The sequence below is a fragment of the Pandoraea cepalis genome (assembly GCF_902459665.1).
GTDB classification, from domain to species: domain Bacteria; phylum Pseudomonadota; class Gammaproteobacteria; order Burkholderiales; family Burkholderiaceae; genus Pandoraea; species Pandoraea cepalis.
This window is the reverse complement of sequence record NZ_CABPSL010000003.1, coordinates 210,383-228,520: the sequence shown is the minus strand read 5'-3', so window position 1 is coordinate 228,520 and position 18,138 is coordinate 210,383. Positions and strand designations below refer to the sequence as shown.

Here is an 18,138-nt window from a genome sequence, read left to right as displayed (position 1 = left end):
CAAAGCAATATGGGGATGCGCACGTCGAGGCAAGCGCGATGCGGCAAGCCGCCGTCGCGCGACGTGCGACGTCATGTCGCATGGCGATGGCCGCCACGCGAGGGCGTGCGCGCCGGAGGACGGCGGAACTCGGGCCGGTGCGCGAACTAGATCAGTGCGCGAATCCGTCGGCGCGCGGTGGTCCTGACGGTGTCGAGGTGTTGATCGCCGATCTGCGGGGCGGCGGACAACGGTTCGGGGATCCACGAGCGCGGCGTTTGTCCTGCATGGTTGGCGCGGGTCATGTCGCCACCGTAGCCGGACGCGACGACGAGGGCGTGTCGCGCGAGGCAGGCGCAGTCGATCTTTACCGCATCGTCCTGCAGGCGAACGATGTACGCGAGATGGTGCATCAGCGTGTTGCCGTTCCGGTCGGGGGCGTTCGGATCGGCGCCGGCGGCGAGCAGGGCTTCGGCGGCGCCGCAGAGCCCGTGGAGCGTGAGCAGGGCCGGCCCGGGCATACCATCGCGATTCGATTGTGCGAGATCCGCGCCTTGGCGCCTGAGCAGTTGTGCGAGTTGGTGCAGCGAGTCGTGCGGATCAAGGGGATCGTGATCGGCGGTGTACAGGCGAAGCGCTTGCGCGCGCATGGCGACCACCGTCAGCGGCATGCCTTGGTCGTTCATCTGCTCGGGGCACGCACCGAGTTGGAGCAGGCGGCGCAGCCATTGTGGGGCGGTCTGGCTGCACAAATGAGCGAGGGGATTGCGAGGGGCCGTGGCGGTCGGGTTCGCGGGCGTGGCGTCGGTCTTGTCGCGCCCGACCGCCACCAGCACGCGCAAGATCTTGTCGATGCGCGCGCGGCTCTTGGTGGTGGCTTCGCCGAAGACGTCGGAGCCGTCGAACACGCTCAGATAGCAGGTGGGAGAGGCGGCGTATTGCAGCCAGAGTTTCAGGCCTTCGTCGCTTCGCAACAAGGCGGCGTCGTCGGCGCGAAGTTGCCGCGCGCGTGCCGGCACCAGGAAGATGCCCACGTCAATCAAACGATCCAGCGTGCGCTCCTCCTCGGGCGTGGTGAGCAGGGTTGCCATTTGGAGGAACAATGGTCCGTTGGGGGAGGCGCTCTCGCAAGCGAGTCGTAGTTCGCGACCCGCATAGGCTTGGGGATCGACGAGCGCACGCCAGATATCCTGCGTGCGATAGTCGCGCGACCGCCTTGCCGCGAGCAGTTGACTGAGTGTCATGGTCGCCAATGAAGCGGTGTCGCGATGGTGGATTCGCCGCACGGCCCCATTTCCGGAGAAGGGCGGGGCAGGGGAGAGAATGTCGGCCGTGCTGGCGGCGGGAGACGGGATGGACGACGGACCGGGCATAGTCGTTGGACACGTGGCGGAGGGAAAAACCGCATGGTGGCGCAGATGCCGTCGGGCCGTTTTGGCATTCGTGCCTCTGGATTATCGATGCTGAGCATGCTGGCGGACACGTGTGTTGGTCGCGGTGGGAATTACAATGCGGAATTCATGATGAATCGCCAAGTGCCCGTATGACGCAGAAGCTCTTTCCCGCCCCTGACACCGCGCCCTCCTTGGCGCAAGCGCAAGACCATGAGGCTGTGATCGCGGCGACGCGTCATTGGCTCACGCGTGCGGTGATCGGGCTGAACCTTTGCCCGTTTGCGAAGGCGGTGCACGTGAAGGAGCAGATTCGCTACGTCGTGAGCGCCGCGCGCGACATGGAAGGGACGTTGCTCGATCTCGAACGCGAGTTGCAGTGGTTGGCGCAAGCCGATCCACAAGCCGTGGACACGACGCTGCTGATCATGCCGGGTGCGCTGCTCGATTTTCACGAGTACAACGACGCGCTGTTCTTCGCGCAGCGCATGCTCAAGTCGTTGCATCTCGAGGGCGAACTACAGATCGCGAGTTTTCATCCGGACTATCAATTCGAAGGTACCGCGCCGGACGACGTGGAAAACTACACGAACCGCGCGCCGTATCCGATATGGCATTTGCTGCGCGAGTCGAGCATCGATCGCGCGGTCGATGCGTTTCCCGAGGCCGAGATGATCTTCGAGCGCAACGAAGCGCTCATGCGGCAGATGGGCGTGGCGGGCTATCACGCGTGGATGGCGCAGGCGGCGGAAGATGAAGATGGGGCGAATGATAATGCGGTCGATGGCGCGGCCGACGGCAGCCAAGCGAAGCGCTGAACCGCGGGGGGGAGCTCGCGCATCCCCGGTCGTGGTGGGGTGGGAGGCCTCGTTATACCCCCCAAAATACCCCCGGATGGGTCGAGAATAGGGGGTATGGCGTCCCAATTGCGAGAAAACAAAAAACCCGCAAAGCTAATGCTTATGCGGGTTTTGAGGACTTCGTCGTACCCAACGATTTAAGTCGCTGGTGCCGGAGAGAGGAATCGAACCCCCGACCTTCTCATTACGAATGAGCTGCTCTACCGACTGAGCTACTCCGGCGCTGCGAAGAAGTGAGATAATAGCAGACTTTGCCCGTTTGTCACTATCTTTTCCAAAGATTTTTTACTGTCTTTGCGTGAGTCACGCGTAAATCTTTGAAATCTCGGACATTCGGCGCTTTCGTCGTCGCGACGCATTTTTCCCAATCACGGGCTCGCGTCATGCGGCCTTCGCAACGACGATCCATCCGCCTTGATTCCGCTTCATTCGCCCTGTTTCGCACCCGCTTCCAGGTGATAGCCCGTCACGCGCTCGACTTCATGCTTCGAGCCGAGGAACACCGCCACGCGCTCATGCAACTTTTGCGGTTGAATTTCCAGAATGCGCTGCACGCCGTTCGTCGCCGCGCCACCCGCCTGTTCGACCAGGAAGCTCATCGGGTTCGCTTCATACATGATGCGCAGCTTGCCGGGCTTGTCCGGATCGCGCTTGTCGGCCGGGTATATGAACACACCGCCGCGCGTGAGAATGCGATGCACGTCCGCCACCATCGAGGCGATCCAGCGCATGTTGAAGTCCTTGCCGCGCACGCCTTCCTTGCCTTGCAGCAGCTCGTTGATATAACGCTGCACCGGCGCATGCCAATGACGCTCGTTCGACATGTTGATCGCGAACTCCTTGGTGTCTTCCGGAATGCGCATGGCTTCCTGCGTGAGCACCCACGACCCCATCTCGCGATCGAGCGTGAAGCAGTTCACGCCGTGACCCGTTGTCAGCACCAGTACCGTTTGCGGGCCATACACCGCGTAACCGGCCGCGACCTGTTGCGTGCCCGGTTGCAGGAAGTCCTTCTCGGTCGGATCCGTCACGCCGTCCGGACAACGCAGCACCGAGAAAATCGTGCCGATCGACACGTTCACGTCGATATTCGACGAGCCGTCGAGCGGATCGAACATCAACAGATACTCGCCCTGCGGATAACGGTTCGGAATATGGAAGACGTCTTCCATCTCTTCCGATGCCATCGCCGCCAGATGACCGCCCCATTCGTTCGCTTCGAGCATGATTTCGTTGGAGATCACGTCGAGCTTCTTCTGCACTTCACCCTGGACGTTTTCGCTGCCGGCGCTGCCCAGCACGCCGCCAAGCGCGCCCTTGGATACGGCATGGCTGATCGACTTGCACGCGCGCGCGACCACTTCGATCAGCAGGCGCAGCTCCGCAGGAATGTTGTCGAATTCCCGCTGCTGTTCGATGAGATATTGGGTAAGGGTCTTGCGCCGCATGTGGGCCTCCGGAAAAGCAAAAAAGCGTACCGATTCGAGATGGACGCAATTTTACTCGTAAAGACACACTGCCCCCGCGAAAAATCCTTGGGGGCAGTGCAATTTCAGGTGTGTCTGAGGTAGGTTTCGGTGTTTTCCGAGCGACGACCGATCAGTCGAGGCCGTCGAACAGGGCGTCGTCCGGGCCGATGTGCGAAGGCGCGCGCCACGCGGCGTCGCGCATGCTGTGCTGCACCTGCTTGTCCACGCCGAGCAGGATCGCGAAGATCGCCATGCGCACCGGAATGCCGTTGTCGGTCTGACGGAAGATCGCCAGGCGCGGGTCGTGATTCAGGTCCGTCGACAGATCGTTGGCGCCGGGCCGGCTGTCACGCGGCAGCGGGTGCATGATGATCGTGCGGGCGTCGCAGTACTGATTGATCAGCGCTTCGTTGATCTGGAAGTCCGGCGTGTAGCCCTCGATGGCCTCATCGGCGAAGCGTTCCTTCTGGATGCGCGTGGCGTACACCACATCCGCACCGTTCAGATCGGCGAGCGAGTGGCTCTGCACGATCACGTGACCATTTTGCGAGATCTGATCGAGGATGTACGTCGGCATTTCCAGCGACGGCGGCGAGATCAACGTAAACTTCAGGCCGCGGTACAGGGCGAGCAGCTTGATGAGCGAGTGCACCGTGCGGCCGTAGCGCAGGTCGCCGACCATCGCGACATGCGCGCCGTCGACCAGCTTGCCCAGACGCGAAAATTCCCGGCCGATCGTGTACAGGTCGAGAATCGCCTGGCTCGGGTGTTCGCCCGGGCCGTCGCCGCCGTTGATCACGGGAATGTTCGTGGCGCGCGCAAACTCGGCGACCGAACCCTTTTCCGGGTGACGTACGACGAGCGCGTCGACATATCCGCTCATCACGCGACTCGTGTCGTAAATCGACTCGCCCTTGGCCATCGACGAGAACGTGAAGCCGGTCGTGTCGCACACCGAGCCGCCCAGGCGACAAAAGGCTGCGCCAAAGCTTACGCGGGTACGCGTGCTGGCTTCAAAGAACAGATTGCCGAGCACCGCGCCTTCGAGCACGCGCGAAATCTTTTGCCGGCGCGCAATCGGTTGCATGATATCGGCAACGTGGAACAGGGCTTCGAGCGAATCGCGCGAGAACTGGTCGACCGAGATCAGATGCGGCTTGCCGTCGAGGCCCATGCGTTCACGCAGCGGTTTGTGTGCGCTTTGCGTAGATTCTGAGGACGGGGCTTCGCGACCGAGGATTTCACCGACGAATTTCTCCACGATGCTCGGCATCGTGCGATATTCGCTCGAGTCCTCCGGCAGCAGCCAGGTGTCGAGGGCGCGCCGGCGAACGCCGATGCGCTCGGCGAAGCTGTCGCGGGTCATGTTCAGGCGGCGCATCGCGTCGCGCAGGAAAGTCTGCTGTGCACTCATGGTCGGGTCGGCAGGGAGGTGTACGCGATGCGTATAATAGGCGTCGATTCGTTGTTTGTCCAGCAAAAGACGTGCCCCGCGCGGGGCCGCGCCAGCCGGGCGTTTCCGGCATTTCCGGCGTATGCCGTACGGGTATGGAAAACCTTCTCCGCAAGCTAGACCTTACATCGTTGCGCCTTTTCGTGGCCGTGTGCCAGGAGCGGAGCATGGCGCGCGCCGCCGAGCGCGAATTCATTGCGCCGTCGGCGATCAGCCGGCGCATTGCCGACATCGAGGCGATCGTCGGCCTCCCGCTCATCCAGCGTCATCAGCGCGGTATTACCGTCACGCCGGTGGGCGAGACGGTGCGCCGCTATGCCGAACACATTCTTGGCACCATCGAATCGCTGGGGGCGGAGTTGTCGCAGTTCCACGAAGGTGCGCGCGGCAGTGTGCGCATCGCGGCGAACCTGTCGGCCATCGTGCAGTTCCTGCCGGAAGATCTGGCCGCGTTCGGCCGAGTGTTTTCCGCCGTGGACGTCGAGCTCGACGAACAGCACAGCAACGAAGTGCTCCAGCGCGTGGCCGAGCGGGCCGTGGACGTCGGAATCTGCAACGCCGTCGAAGGCATCGAGGCGTTCACGATGGTGCCGTACCGCCGCGACCGCCTCGCCGTGATTCTGCCCGCTGGACATCCGCTGGCCGCGCGTGCGGGCGAAATCCCGTTCTCGGCCTGTGCCGGCGAGACGCTGGTGGGCCTTCAAGGCAACAGTGCACTCACGCAGTTGCTGCGCCAGCAGGCGAGCGCAGCAGGGGCGCCGTTGCGGATCAAGATTCGCGTGTCCAGTCTCGACGCGTTGTGCCGCATGGCGCATGCGGGCCTGGGCATTGCCATCGCACCCGAGCAGGTCGGTCAACTCTACGTGGGCAAGCTCGATGTGGTTGTGCGCCCGCTGACCGACGAGTGGGCGCATCGCCAGCTCTGGCTCGTGTTCCCCTCGCGCGAGCAGTTGAGTGCGACGGCATCCGCCGTGGTGAATTTCCTCGCACAAGGGCAGGCGGGATCCGGGCTGTAACGGGAACTCGCGACGCGCGAAGGCCTTTCATCGGCTCGTCGGCGGCACGCCGGCGGCCCGAGGCGCCCCCGCAACGGCTCACGCCGACGCACCGAACCGGCGATCCGCCGCGCGCGCCTCACTTCGCAAACGGTCACGCCGGCCTTGCCAAGACGGCACGGCAGGGCGCAAACCGCGCCGCTATGCTGTCTTCGGGAGCACGGTCCGGCTGCGACGTTCGTTTCGGTGGCTGCATTCGGTTCCTGTCCGACGTTCCGGTCATCGTGCGCGGTGCGCGGACTTGATGAATATCGCCATTTTTCGTAGTACGTGACAAAGCTGACAGGCGCGGTGTCATTCGTGGCACAATTTCGCCCCCTTGCCTGTCGATTCATGGTGTATCCGATGCGCCGGTCACGGCTCGTCAGGCGATTGCCTGCCAGCCGGTCGGCCGGGACGCGTCGGACAATGATCTGTTCGGCCATGACCGAGCGGGCCCGGAGACGATTTCCATGCTATCCCCCGACGCTTCAATGCCTTCCATGCCTCGCGCCGCTCAAGCCCCCGCTGCGGCAACCCGCCTGACCGCCGGCGAGATCTCCGCCCGCCTCGACCGTTTGCCCCCGACGCGCACCGTCTGGAAACTGGTGGTGTTGCTCAGCCTGGGCTTCTTCTTCGAACTCTACGACCTGCTGTACACGGGCTACGTTGCGCCGGGGCTGGTGAAAAGCGGCATCCTGACGCCTACGACATCGGGATTGTTCGGGATGACGGGCGTGGCGAGCTTCATCGCGGCGCTGTTCACCGGTCTGTTCATCGGCACCATCGCCTGCGGCTTTCTCGCGGATCGGTACGGCCGTCGCGCCGTGTTCACGGGCTCGCTGCTCTGGTACACAGTGGCCAACGTCATCATGGCGTTTCAGGACACCGCCACGGGTCTTAACTTCTGGCGCTTCGTGGTGGGGCTTGGCATCGGCGTGGAGCTGGTGACGATCGGCACCTATATTGCCGAACTCGTACCCAAGCAGATTCGCGGTCGGGCGTTCGCGTGCGAACAGGCGGTCGGCTTCACCGCCGTGCCGGTCGTCGCGCTGCTCGCCTACTGGCTCGTGCCGCGCGAGTTCCTCGGCCTGGAGGGCTGGCGCTGGGTGGTGCTCATCGGCGCCCATGGTGCGGTGTTCGTCTGGTGGATTCGCCGCGCGCTGCCGGAGAGCCCGCGCTGGCTGGCGCAGAAGGGGCGCCTCGACGAGGCGGACCGCGTCTTGTTAGAACTCGAAGCGAAGGTCGCCCGCGAGTATGGCAAACCGCTGCCGCCGCCGGGCGAACCGGAACGGGTCGTGCCGAAGGGCGCATTTCGCGACATGTGGGTGCCGCCGTATCGCAAGCGCGCGATCATGATGATTCTGTTCAACATCTTCCAGACGGTCGGCTTCTACGGCTTCGCCAACTGGGTGCCGACGCTGCTCATCAAGCAGGGAATTACCGTGACGACGAGTCTGGCATACGCCAGCGTGATCGCGCTGGCTGCCCCCGTGGGTCCGCTGATCGGGCTGTGGATGGCCGACAAGGTCGAGCGCAAGCACGCCATCGTGTGGACGGCCGGCATCGGTATCGTATGTGGGATCGCGTTCTCGCAGGTGACGTCGTCGTTTCTGCTCGTGGCAATGGGGATCGGCCTGACGCTCGCGAACAACATCATGTCTTACAGCTATCACGCGTATCAGACTGAACTGTTCCCCACGGGGATCCGGGCGCGCGCCGTCGGCTTCGTCTATTCGTGGAGCCGCTTCTCTGCGATCTTCACGGCGTTCCTGATCGCCGCCGCGCTGCGCCATTTCGGGGTGACCGGGGTGTTCGTGTTCATCTCCTGCGCGATGCTGATCGTCATGCTCGCCATTGGCCTGATGGGCCCGCGCACGCGTGACATCGCGCTGGAGAAAATCTCGCAGTAAGGCATAGTGCCGCGCGCTGACGCGGTCATTCCCCGCTGGCTTCCGGAGTCGCCGATCATGACGGATCTGCAAACAGAAGCGGCCTACGAGGCCAACGCCGTTCGTTACAACGAGGACTGGTGCAACCAGCCGCCGCCGGACGACATGTACGCACTGCTGGTGCGCCATTTCGTCCCCGGTGGACGCACGATCGATGTGGGCTGCGGCAACGGACGCGATGCCGCCTGGCTCGCGCAGCAAGGGTTCGACGTGGTCGGCTACGACAGTTCGCCCGCGCTCGTCGAACTGGCGCGTCAATCGTTTCCGTCGGTGACGTTTCACCTCGGGCACCTCCCGGGACTGGAGGGCGTGACGGCGCAGTTCGATAACGTGGTGTGTGAGACGGTGCTGATGCATCTGCCCGCGAATGATGTGCCGCAGGCGGCCGCCCGGCTCTGGGCGCTCGTGCGTCCGGGGGGCGTGCTTTACGTTTCATGGCGTGTCACCGAAGGTGACGATCTTCGCCACGCAGACGGACGGCTCTATAGCGCCTTCTCGCCCGACGTGGTGCGCGCTGCCCTTCACGGCGGCGTTGTCTTGCACGAGGAAGACGTCACCAGCGCGAGTTCCGGTAAGCGAGTGTGCCGTCTGGTCGTACGTCGCCCGGCCTGACACCGCGGATGGCTATCGGCCGCGCGACGCGGTGTCAGAGCAATTCGATTTCCGGTAGCGTGAGTAGGCTCGTCTCGCGCATGAGCGAGACGAATTCGCCGATATAGGGACGCGCGGTGATCGCTGGCAACGTTGCCGCCCAGAGTTCCGCGGTGAGCCCTTGCGGCGTGATCGGGCGCGCGCTCACATAGCGGCGCTCGAGATAGCCCGACACGGCCCACAGCGGCAGGGCAGCCAGCCCGCGCCGGCTGGCGACCAGTTGCAGAATCGCCACCGTCAACTCGGTGGTACGGCGCGTCGGTTCGATCCCTGCGGGACGCAGCACCTGACGCACGATATCGAGCATGTCGTCGGGCACGGGATAGGTGATGAGCGTTTCGTCACGGAAGTCCGCGGCGTCGAGATACGGTTTGCCGGCGAGCGGATGGTCGTTCGCCATGAGCGCCATCATCTGGAAGCGGAACAGCGGGTGGAAATCGACCGCCTCGCCTTCTTCACGTTCGGAAATGATCGCCAGATCGGCGCGGTCCTGATGCAACAGCCCGATGGGGTCGGCATGAAAGCCCGACACGATATCGAGTTCGACTTCCGGCCAGCGTTGCCGGAAGGCATCCATCGCGGGCATCAGCCAATCGAAACACGTGTGGCACTCGACCGCGATGCGCAGCGTGCCCTGGGTGCCCTGCGCAAGCCGCGTGAGGTCGCGGCCCGCTTCGTCGACGGCCGGTACGACTTCTTCCGCCAACGCCAGCAGCCGCTTGCCCGCGGGGGTGAACACCAGCGGCGACGACTTGCGCACGAACAGCGGCAAGCCATAGAAATCCTCCAATGCCTTGATCTGATGCGAGAGCGCCGACTGCGTAAGGTGCAGCCACAACGCCGCACGCGAAACGCTGCCCGTATCGCGCAGCGCGAGCAACGTCTGCAGATGGCGAAGTTCGATGGGAGTTCGTTGCATGAATAAAATTAATAATAAATGGCAAAAACTTTCGTTTGAATAATACACGGATGGCCGGGATACTGCCAGCCTGGGCGGGCATTGCCCGCAGACGACGACTTCGCAACATCGCACGCTTCCCGGAAGGACACCCCCATGGCTCAGGCCCACGTACTCGGATTGCCGCGCATCGGCGCACACCGTGAACTCAAATTCGCCGTCGAGGCGTTCTGGCGCGGCGAGATGAGCGCCACGGCGTTGCAGGAGACCGGACGGCAGATTCGCGCGGCCAACCGGCGCGCGCAGCGCGAGGCGGGGCTCGACTGGATCACCGTCGGCGACTTCCATTGGTACGACCACGTGCTCTCGACGCTGGCGCTCGTCGGCGGGCTGCCGGCGCGCTTTGGCTGGGCGCCCGCAGCGCTCAGCCTCGACGACTACTTCGTCGCTGCGCGGGGCGATGACGGCCAAAGCGCGATGGAAATGACCAAGTGGTTCGATACGAATTACCACTATCTCGTGCCGGAATACTCGCCGCAGACGCGTTTCGGCGAGGGCACCGAGTGGCTGTTCGACGACGTGGCGGAAGCGCTGGCCGAGGGCGGAAGCGTCAAGCCCGTGTTGCTCGGCCCGCTTTCGCTGCTGTACCTGGGCAAAGAGAAGAACGGCCTGGCCGACCGTCTCTCATTGCTGCCCGATCTGCTCACGCAGTATGAGCGGGTGCTGGCGCGCCTGAAGACGCAAGGCGTGACGTGGGTGCAGATCGACGAGCCGATTCTGGCGCTCGACCTGCCCGAGCCGTGGCGCGACGCCTTCACGTCTGTGTATCACCGTCTCGCGCCCATCGCCCCATCATTGCTGCTCGCCACGTACTTTGGCGATGTCAGCGAACACGCGGCGCTGCTGGCGGCGTTGCCTGTGGCCGGGGTGCATCTCGACGGCGTGCGTGCTCCGAAGCAACTCGACACATTCGTCGCGCAGTGGCCGCAGGAGAAGGTGCTGTCTGTGGGTGTGGTCGATAGCCGTAATGTCTGGCGCTGCGATCTGGCGAAGGCGAGGGCGTTGCTCGTGCCGTTGGCGGATGCGCTCGGGGACCGGCTGTGGGTCGCGTCGAGCGGCTCGCTGATGCACTGCCCGGTCGACCTGGCGAGCGAAGGGCGTCTGGACAAGGAAGTGCGCACTTGGCTTGCCTTTGCCGTGCAGAAGCTTGCTGAAGTGGCGCTGCTGCGCCGCTCGCTGGACGCTGCGGCGTTCGCGAGCGCCGACGTAAGCGCCGCCTTCGTCGCCGATGCCGCCGCGCAGGCCGCGCGCCGAACGTCGCCGCGCATTCACAACAGCATGGTGCAAAAGCGTCTGGCGGCGCTCACCGACGCGCACGCGCGCCGCACGTCCGACTACCCAGCGCGTGCCAACGCGCAGCGCGCTTGGCTCAAGCTGCCCGTACTGCCGACGACGACCATCGGATCGTTCCCCCAGACGGCGGCCATTCGCACGGCACGCGCCGACTTCAAGCGCCGCGCCATGTCGCATCTGGACTATCTGGAGACGATGCGTGCACAGATACGTCTGGCTATCGAAAAGCAGGAAGCCTATGGGCTCGACGTGCTGGTGCACGGCGAGGCCGAGCGCAACGATATGGTCGAGTACTTCGGCGATCTGCTCTGGGGCTTCATGATCACCGAGCATGGCTGGGTGCAGAGCTACGGCTCGCGTTGCGTGAAGCCGCCCGTGATCTATGGCGACGTGTATCTGCCCGAGCCGATGACCGTCACATGGAGCGCTTATGCGCAGCAACTGACGGACAAGCCGGTCAAGGGCATGCTGACCGGCCCGGTGACGATGCTGCAATGGTCGTTCGTGCGCGACGATCAGCCGCGCGAACTCACGGCGTTGCAGATCGCGCTGGCGCTGCGCGAGGAAGTGGCGGCGCTGGAAAAGGCCGGCGTGCGCGTGATTCAGATCGACGAACCCGCGTTGCGCGAGGGGCTGCCGCTGCGCGAGGGCGATTGGCCGTCGTATCTGGCGTGGGCGGTGCGCGCGTTCCGCGTGTGTTCATCGGGCGTGGCCGACGACACGCAGATCCATACGCATATGTGCTATTCGGAGTTCCACGACATTCTGCCTTCGATTGCGGCGCTCGATGCCGACGTGATCTCCATCGAGACCACGCGCTCCGACATGGAACTGTTGGATGCCTTCGAAGCCTTCGAGTATCCGAACGAGATTGGCCCGGGCGTATACGACATTCACTCGCCGCGCGTGCCGTCGCAGGCGGAGATGGAGCATCTGATCGAGGCCGCGCTCGCGCGCATTCCGGCCGAGCGTCTGTGGGTCAACCCGGATTGCGGGTTGAAGACGCGCGACTGGGCGCAGGTCGACGGTGCGCTCGTCAATATGGCGGCGGCGGCGCGCGCGGTGCGGGGACGTCTGGCGCAGACGCCAGCCGCAGCCGCTTGAGAGCGCTGCGTAGGCGGGAAGGACGGCGCCGTCGACAGGCCAGCCTGTTGACGGCGTTGCGCATGGCGGCGCCGGTTCGCCCGGCAGTCAGGTCAGGAGCAGTCCAGCCCCGGCAAGAATGATACTGCCGCCCAATATCTTACCGATGTGCTGTGTGGCACCCAGCAGGCGCATGAGCAGTTTGCCGGCCGTCACGTAGAGCATGAAACACCCAAACGCGATGATGGCGATGGGCAGGAAGATGGTGGCCAGCGCCGGTGTCGAAATGGGCTCGCTGCTCACGAACTGCGGGAACAGGGCGGCGAAGAACGTAAGTGCCTTCGGGTTGAAGATGGCGAAGGCGAAACCGTTCCACAGGTGTGCCGTAAGGTTGCCTGCAGGGGGCGCGGTATCCTCGCCTGGAGGCTCGCCGAACCCTTGTAGGCTGAGCAATGTGATTCCCATATAGACGATGTAGGCTGCCCCCGCGATCTTTAGTGCCCAGAGCACCGTGCTCGACAACTGGCCGATCTCGACGACGATGAGTAGCGCCACGATTCCCTGTACGAGGGAGGCAATCACGTTGCCCAGCGCCGACATCGCCCCGGCGGCCCATCCGAACCGGCTGCCTTGAGTCAAGGCCAGCAGCATCGACGGGCCGGGGATGATGGACGCCGTGAAGATGGTCATGCAGTACAGGATGAAGGCTGTGGTGCTCATGGCTTGCGTTCCTCAAGCGTGACCATCGCCTTGAAGCGTTGACGGTCGTTTGCGGTATTGTTCCTCGGAATCCGCTTGTCGTTCAGCATTTTGCCCAGTTGATAACCTTCGGCCAGGTAGCCTGCGATTACCGCTTGATCCTCTGGCTTTTTCAGCAACCGCACCAAGTGGCCCATGAAGACTTCGCCAATCACGGAAAGGCGATAGCGTGTGCTGTCTTCTATGATCAATCCCTCCTCGATGAAAGCATCGAACGTTTGGGTCTGATGTTGATCGATGGCGCCGGAAGCGAGCATGGCGTCAAACTCGCCCTTATCCAGACCGTCTGCCATCAACGGAAAAACCCATAGCGCCATGTCCCGCTGATGCTCGAGTGAGCACTTCTCGAGGCAGAGCGAATGTTCGCCCTGCTCTGCGGCCGTCATCCAGGCATCGATGTCGACGGTGTTCTCGATTCGTACGCCGGGAGCGGAGGAAACGGCTTGCGCTCCGCAACCTAGCAAAAAGTCCTCGTATCGGCGCGCACCGATGCACTCGTTGCCTGCAACGAGCTCCAAGACGTCAGCCGGGATACGGGAGGGGGCCATATACGTATTCGTGCCCTTGCGGACCCAGCCGTCGCGTAGCAGGGAAGTGTACGAATGCAAGCGCATCAACGCTTGCTCGGACTGTCTAGGGAAGGGCGGAATTGCATGGCTTTCGGTATCGGCTACGAGCTTCGGCGCGGCGCCTGGCGTGAGCAGGTAGGTGCTAATTGAATTCACGAATGGGTACTCGATGAAATGATGGAGGTCGCGGGCGACCGTCGTGACCGTCTGGCCGGGCAGTCCCGTAATCAAGTCGACGTTGATGACTGGGATGTCGCCAGTCAGTTTTCGGCAGATCTGATCCATGTTTCTCAGTGCGCCTGGCATTTGAAGATAGCGACGAATGTCCGGATCAATCGCTTGCACGCCGAAGCTCGCCTTGGTCACCCCGAATTCGATCAGCGAGTCCAGGAAGGTGTCGTCGGCGGTAGAGAGCGTGAATTCTACTGAAATTTCTGTCCTGTCCGAACATCCTGGCAGGTCTCGAGCGGCTTTGAGGACTCGCTTGATAGCACCACGTAGCAAATCCGGGCTTCCGCCGCCGATATTGATCGATGCGATGTTCTTTTCGCGTGCTCCGCACATGTCGAGATAGGCGTGCATCTGCCACACAAGCAGGTCTGCATAGCGCTCTGCAGTCTTGAAATTCAGAGAATTCCCGCCTGAGAACGCGCAAAAACTGCATTTTTGTGCACAGTATGGGACATGCAGGTACAACTGGAGGGTAGAGCGGGGCAGCCAGTGGGCGGCTCGTAGGGTGCCAAGAACGTCGTCCGGATCAAGTCTGGGGGAATCCGGCTTCATCCAGTAGTCGATGGTATTCGTTGCGACGTTGGAAAATCTTGAATGTAGTAGGGTATCTGGCACAGTTGTCTCCTCCGTTCCGTTGTGATCAGTGGGCGCTTCGCAGTGCACCGATTGTGGCGTGGGCAGCCGCTGAAGTGCGCAGCAGATAGACCCTAGGGGAGTCCGTGGAGATTGCTATCGAATCCGACCGTAGATTGTCGATTTTTGATCGTCGGATGAGGTGGAGCAGGCAAATACCAACAGTGACGGGGGGTAAAACGATCGGGTATCAGTGCAAATGGCGCTGACGATGGGGACGAGAAAAAACAGCCGCCAGCATCATGAGATGCCGGCGGCCAGGTGAACGCAGGCCGGCCCGTGCAGGCCGGAAACTCAAGCCAGTGCCTTATCCACGATTTCGCGCACGTCCCTGGAGAGTCCTTCGTGGGCCGAGACATTGGAGAGCGCCGCGTGCATGCGCTCGCGCAGCGACGGTGTGTATTTGCGCCAGCGGTCGAGCACGCGAGCCAGCCGGGCGGCCACCTGCGGGTTCAGCGCGTCGAGCGCGAGGACCTGTTCGGCCCAGAATCGATAACCGGAACCGTCGGCCGCATGGAACTGCGCGGGATTGCCGCTGCAGAAGCTGAAAATCAGCGAACGCGCGCGGTTGGGGTTCTTCAGCGTAAAAGCCGGATGCCCCATGAGGGCGCGCACCCCGTCGATCACGCAATGGCCGCCGTCGCCGCGTTGCATGGCTTGCAGCGCGAACCACTTGTCGATGGCGAGCGGCTCGTGCTCGAAGCGCTGATAGAAGTCTGCCAGCACCTCGGCGGCATGGTGCGACCCATGTGCCGCGTCGCTCTCGCGCGCGGCGCCGCCGCGTTGCACGAGCGCGGTGAGCGCGGCGAAACGGTCGGTCATGTTGTCGGCCGAGTCGTATTGGGTACGCGCGGTCTGCGCGATACCCGCATCCGAGAGTTCCATCAGGTACGACAGCGCGAGGTTCTTCAGCGCGCGCTCGCCCGCCGAGGCGGCGTCCGGGCGGTAGGCGCCCGGCACGCGATGGTTGTGATACGCGGCGAGCCACTCGGTATGCAGCGATGCGGCCAGACGCTGACGCAGATACTGACGTGCCGCGTGAATGGCCGCCGGGTCGATCTCCGTCATCTGCTCGCCGAGATACGACTCGGCCGGCAGCGTGAGCGCTTGCGCGCGGAACGCCGGGTCGAGTGTCTCGTCGCGCAGCACCTGGCGGAAGGCTTCGAGCACATAGCTGTCGACGCTCGGCAACTGCCCCATCTGAATCGATTCGACGAGCGCCAGCAACTGACGCGTGGCCAGCCGCTGTCCCGCCTCCCAGCGGTTGAACGGATCGCTGTCGTGCGCCATCAGGAACGCGAGTTCGTCGATGGTGTACTCGTGCTCGACGATCACCGGCGCCGAGAAGCCGCGCAGCAGCGACGGCATCGGGTTGTGCGACACGTCGACGAACGTGAAGCTCTGGCGCTCCTGCGTGAAGTCGAGCACCTGCGTGGTGGCGGCCGGCGCATCGCCGGGCTCACCGGCCAGACGCAGTGCCATGTCGCGACCGTCGCGATCGAGCAGGCCGACGGCGAACGGGATATGGAACGGCTGCTTGACGAGCTGGCTGTCCTGCAGCTCCACACCGACCTTCGGGCAGCGCTGCGTCAGCGTGAGGGTATAGGTGCGGGCGGCCTCGTCATAGGCGGCTTCGACGCTCACGCGCGGGGTGCCGGCCTGGCTGTACCAGCGGCCAAACTGCGTGAGATCGCGCTGATTGGCATCGGCCATCGCGGCGCGGAACTCGTCGCACGTGACCGCCTGCCCGTCGTGACGCTCGAAGTACAGGTCCATGCCCCGGCGGAAGCCCTCGCGCCCGAGCAGCGTCTGATACATGCGCACGACTTCGGCGCCCTTTTCATAGACGGTGACCGTGTAGAAGTTGTTGATTTCGACGTAGCTCTCGGGACGCACCGGGTGCGCCATCGGACCGGCGTCTTCCGGGAACTGGGCCTGACGCAGCACGCGCACGTCGTCGATACGCTTGACGGCGCGGCCCGACTCGGAGCCCATCATGTCGGCCGAAAATTCCTGATCGCGGAACACGGTCAGGCCTTCCTTCAGGCTCAACTGGAACCAGTCGCGGCAGGTCACGCGATTGCCGGTCCAGTTGTGGAAGTACTCGTGGCCCACCACGGCTTCGATGTTGCCGAAGTCGTCGTCGGTGGCGGTGGCGGCATCGGCCAGCACATACTTCGTATTGAAGATGTTCAGGCCCTTGTTCTCCATCGCGCCCATGTTGAAGTCGCTCACGGCCACGATCATGAAGCGGTCGAGATCAAGCACGCGGCCGAAGCGCTGCTCGTCCCACCGGATCGAGTTGACCAGCGAATCCATCGCATGTTCGGTCTTCTCCAGATCCTGCGGCTGTACCCAGACCTGGAGCAGCTTCTCGCGGCCGTCGCCGGCGACGAGGTGCTCCTCACGGCACACCAGTTGACCGGCGACCAGCGCGAACAGGTAGCTGGGCTTCTTGAACGGGTCGTCCCAGACGGCGAAATGACGGCCATCGGGCAGGTCGCCCTGGTCGATGAGGTTGCCGTTGGCCAGCAGCACCGGATACGCTTCGCGATCGGCGCGCAGCGTCACGGTGTACGTTGCCATCACATCCGGGCGGTCGAGGAAGTACGTGATCTTGCGAAAGCCCTCGGCTTCGCATTGCGTGAAGAAGTTGCCGCCCGAGACATACAGCCCCATGAGCGACGTGTTCTCCTGGGGGCGACAGCGCGTGACGAGCATGAGGTCGAAGGCCTCGGGGGGCGCGTCGACCGTGAGCGTTTCCTCGCCGGTGCGGTAGCCGGGCCAGGGCTTGCCGTCGAGTTCGAGGCTCACCAGTTGCAGGCCTTGCCCCACCAGTTCGAGCGCGCCGCCCGGACCCGCCGGGTTGCGGTGGACCCGCATGCGGCTGGTGACGGTGGTGACGTCGGGGGCGAGGTCGAAGTCGAGTTGGACGGTGTCGATCAGATACGCCGGGGGCGTATAGTCGGAGCGTTGGATGACACCTGCGAGGTCGGTTCTGAGCATGGACGGTGTTTTGCGGACGGCCAAGGATTTGCAAATTGTAACGGAGTGGCGGCGCCTTGGCGTTCAGGCGAGCGATTTGCTGAATTTTGCTTCGGCGCCGCCGTCAAAGGTTTCGGATGTGCGCGCTGCGCCGTCCTATGATTAAATCGGCGCGACGGGTGCACGGCGGTGCGCCCGGCCGCTTACTGGAGCAGGCGATCATGGGGAAACGATGGGCCTTGGCGACGTTGGCCGTCGTCAGTGTTTTGCTGGCGGGGTGCGCCAGCACGGTCACGAGCCAGGTGACCGCGTTCGGCGATGCACCGGGCTTCGACGGCCCGCGAACTTACGCGCTCGTGCGCACGCCCGAACAGCAGAACAATCAGGAGCACGCGACTTACGAGCAGTGGCTGCGAACGCGTCTGGCCGGAGACGGCTTCAGCGAGCGAAGCCCGTCGAGCGCGCACTATCTGGTCGGGATGAGCTACGGCATCACCCAACAGATAATGCGCGTGGCCGAGCCCGTCTACGATCCGATGTTTGCGCCCGGCCCGTGGGGGCCTTGGGGACGTCCGTGGGGCGGTTACGGCTACCCGTTCGGCGCGCCGCCCGCGTACGTTCAGCGGGATTATTCGTATGGGCTGGCGGGTTTGCAGTTGCGCTTCACGGACCGTGCGAGCGGCAAGGAGGTCTACCGAGTTCAGGCCAATACCAGTGACGCAGGCACGTCGCTGGCCTCGGCCATGCCGTACCTGATCGACGCCGCGCTCAGGCAGTTGCCGTTGCCGAGCGGGCGCACGATCAATGTCGAGCAGAAGGTCGGGCGCTAGGCGGGCGT

General features: G+C 63.7%; 13 protein-coding genes and 1 tRNA gene. 6 read left to right on the top strand and 8 right to left on the bottom strand.

Annotated elements, in window-relative coordinates; genetic code table 11:
- Nucleotides 1–146: 146 nt before the first annotated feature.
- A complete protein-coding gene (locus tag PCE31106_RS07220) occupies nucleotides 147–1,223 on the bottom strand; it encodes a hypothetical protein (RefSeq protein WP_150562857.1) in 1,077 nt (358 codons plus the stop codon).
- A gap of 299 nt (nucleotides 1,224–1,522) precedes the next feature.
- Between PCE31106_RS07220 and PCE31106_RS07215 the strand changes: the two genes are divergently transcribed.
- Nucleotides 1,523–2,188 (top strand): DUF1415 domain-containing protein, encoded by a 666-nt coding sequence (locus tag PCE31106_RS07215; protein WP_150562856.1) that lies wholly within the window; start codon nucleotides 1,523–1,525, stop codon nucleotides 2,186–2,188.
- 188 nt (nucleotides 2,189–2,376) lie between these two features.
- Here the strand turns inward: PCE31106_RS07215 and PCE31106_RS07210 are convergent.
- From PCE31106_RS07210 to PCE31106_RS07200, 3 genes are all read right to left on the bottom strand, one after another.
- Nucleotides 2,377–2,452, bottom strand: a tRNA-Thr gene (locus tag PCE31106_RS07210).
- A gap of 203 nt (nucleotides 2,453–2,655) precedes the next feature.
- Nucleotides 2,656–3,678, bottom strand: coding sequence for a class 1 fructose-bisphosphatase (locus PCE31106_RS07205; RefSeq protein WP_150562855.1), 1,023 nt, complete (start codon nucleotides 3,676–3,678; stop codon nucleotides 2,656–2,658).
- Nucleotides 3,679–3,829: 151 nt separating this feature from the next.
- Nucleotides 3,830–5,113, bottom strand: coding sequence for an aspartate carbamoyltransferase (locus PCE31106_RS07200; protein ID WP_026131998.1), 1,284 nt, complete (start codon nucleotides 5,111–5,113; stop codon nucleotides 3,830–3,832).
- A 134-nt stretch (nucleotides 5,114–5,247) separates the two neighbouring features.
- Between PCE31106_RS07200 and PCE31106_RS07195 the strand changes: the two genes are divergently transcribed.
- The 3 genes from PCE31106_RS07195 (at nucleotide 5,248) to PCE31106_RS07185 (ending at nucleotide 8,750) form a co-directional block, all read left to right on the top strand.
- Nucleotides 5,248–6,168: a LysR substrate-binding domain-containing protein gene (locus PCE31106_RS07195; RefSeq protein ID WP_026131997.1), complete on the top strand. Its 921-nt coding sequence runs from the start codon at nucleotides 5,248–5,250 to the stop codon at nucleotides 6,166–6,168.
- A 512-nt stretch (nucleotides 6,169–6,680) separates the two neighbouring features.
- Entirely contained in the window at nucleotides 6,681–8,099 is a 1,419-nt protein-coding gene (locus PCE31106_RS07190; protein WP_150562854.1) for an MFS transporter, read from the top strand.
- Between the two features lie 57 nt (nucleotides 8,100–8,156).
- Nucleotides 8,157–8,750, top strand: coding sequence for a class I SAM-dependent methyltransferase (locus PCE31106_RS07185; protein WP_017234209.1), 594 nt, complete (start codon nucleotides 8,157–8,159; stop codon nucleotides 8,748–8,750).
- A gap of 34 nt (nucleotides 8,751–8,784) precedes the next feature.
- On the opposite strand, the gene PCE31106_RS07180 is transcribed toward PCE31106_RS07185, so the two are convergent.
- Nucleotides 8,785–9,708, bottom strand: a complete 924-nt coding sequence (locus tag PCE31106_RS07180; RefSeq protein WP_017234208.1) for a LysR family transcriptional regulator — start codon at nucleotides 9,706–9,708, stop codon at nucleotides 8,785–8,787.
- A 135-nt stretch (nucleotides 9,709–9,843) separates the two neighbouring features.
- Here PCE31106_RS07180 and metE point away from each other — a divergent pair, with 135 nt between their 5' ends.
- Nucleotides 9,844–12,144 carry a 5-methyltetrahydropteroyltriglutamate--homocysteine S-methyltransferase gene (metE, locus tag PCE31106_RS07175; protein WP_150562853.1) on the top strand — a complete coding sequence of 767 codons (2,301 nt, stop codon included), beginning with the start codon at nucleotides 9,844–9,846 and terminating at the stop codon, nucleotides 12,142–12,144.
- 87 nt (nucleotides 12,145–12,231) lie between these two features.
- Here the strand turns inward: metE and PCE31106_RS07170 are convergent, their stop codons facing one another.
- The 3 genes from PCE31106_RS07170 to pepN all read right to left on the bottom strand — a co-directional run bounded on the left by PCE31106_RS07170 (nucleotide 12,232) and on the right by pepN (nucleotide 17,321).
- Nucleotides 12,232–12,843 carry a LysE family translocator gene (locus tag PCE31106_RS07170; protein WP_150562852.1) on the bottom strand — a complete coding sequence of 204 codons (612 nt, stop codon included), beginning with the start codon at nucleotides 12,841–12,843 and terminating at the stop codon, nucleotides 12,232–12,234.
- Complete coding sequence (locus PCE31106_RS07165) at nucleotides 12,840–14,297, bottom strand: radical SAM protein (protein ID WP_217425899.1); 1,458 nt, start codon at nucleotides 14,295–14,297, stop codon at nucleotides 12,840–12,842. The genes PCE31106_RS07170 and PCE31106_RS07165 overlap by 4 nt, the downstream gene beginning before the upstream one ends.
- Nucleotides 14,298–14,609: 312 nt before the next feature.
- Complete coding sequence (pepN, locus tag PCE31106_RS07160; protein WP_150562851.1) at nucleotides 14,610–17,321, bottom strand: aminopeptidase N; 2,712 nt, start codon at nucleotides 17,319–17,321, stop codon at nucleotides 14,610–14,612.
- Nucleotides 17,322–17,521: 200 nt separating this feature from the next.
- On the opposite strand from pepN, the gene PCE31106_RS07155 reads away from it, so the two are divergent.
- On the top strand, nucleotides 17,522–18,130 hold the full coding sequence (locus tag PCE31106_RS07155) for a DUF4136 domain-containing protein (protein ID WP_174975004.1): 609 nt from the start codon (nucleotides 17,522–17,524) through the stop codon (nucleotides 18,128–18,130).
- Nucleotides 18,131–18,138 lie beyond the last annotated feature (8 nt).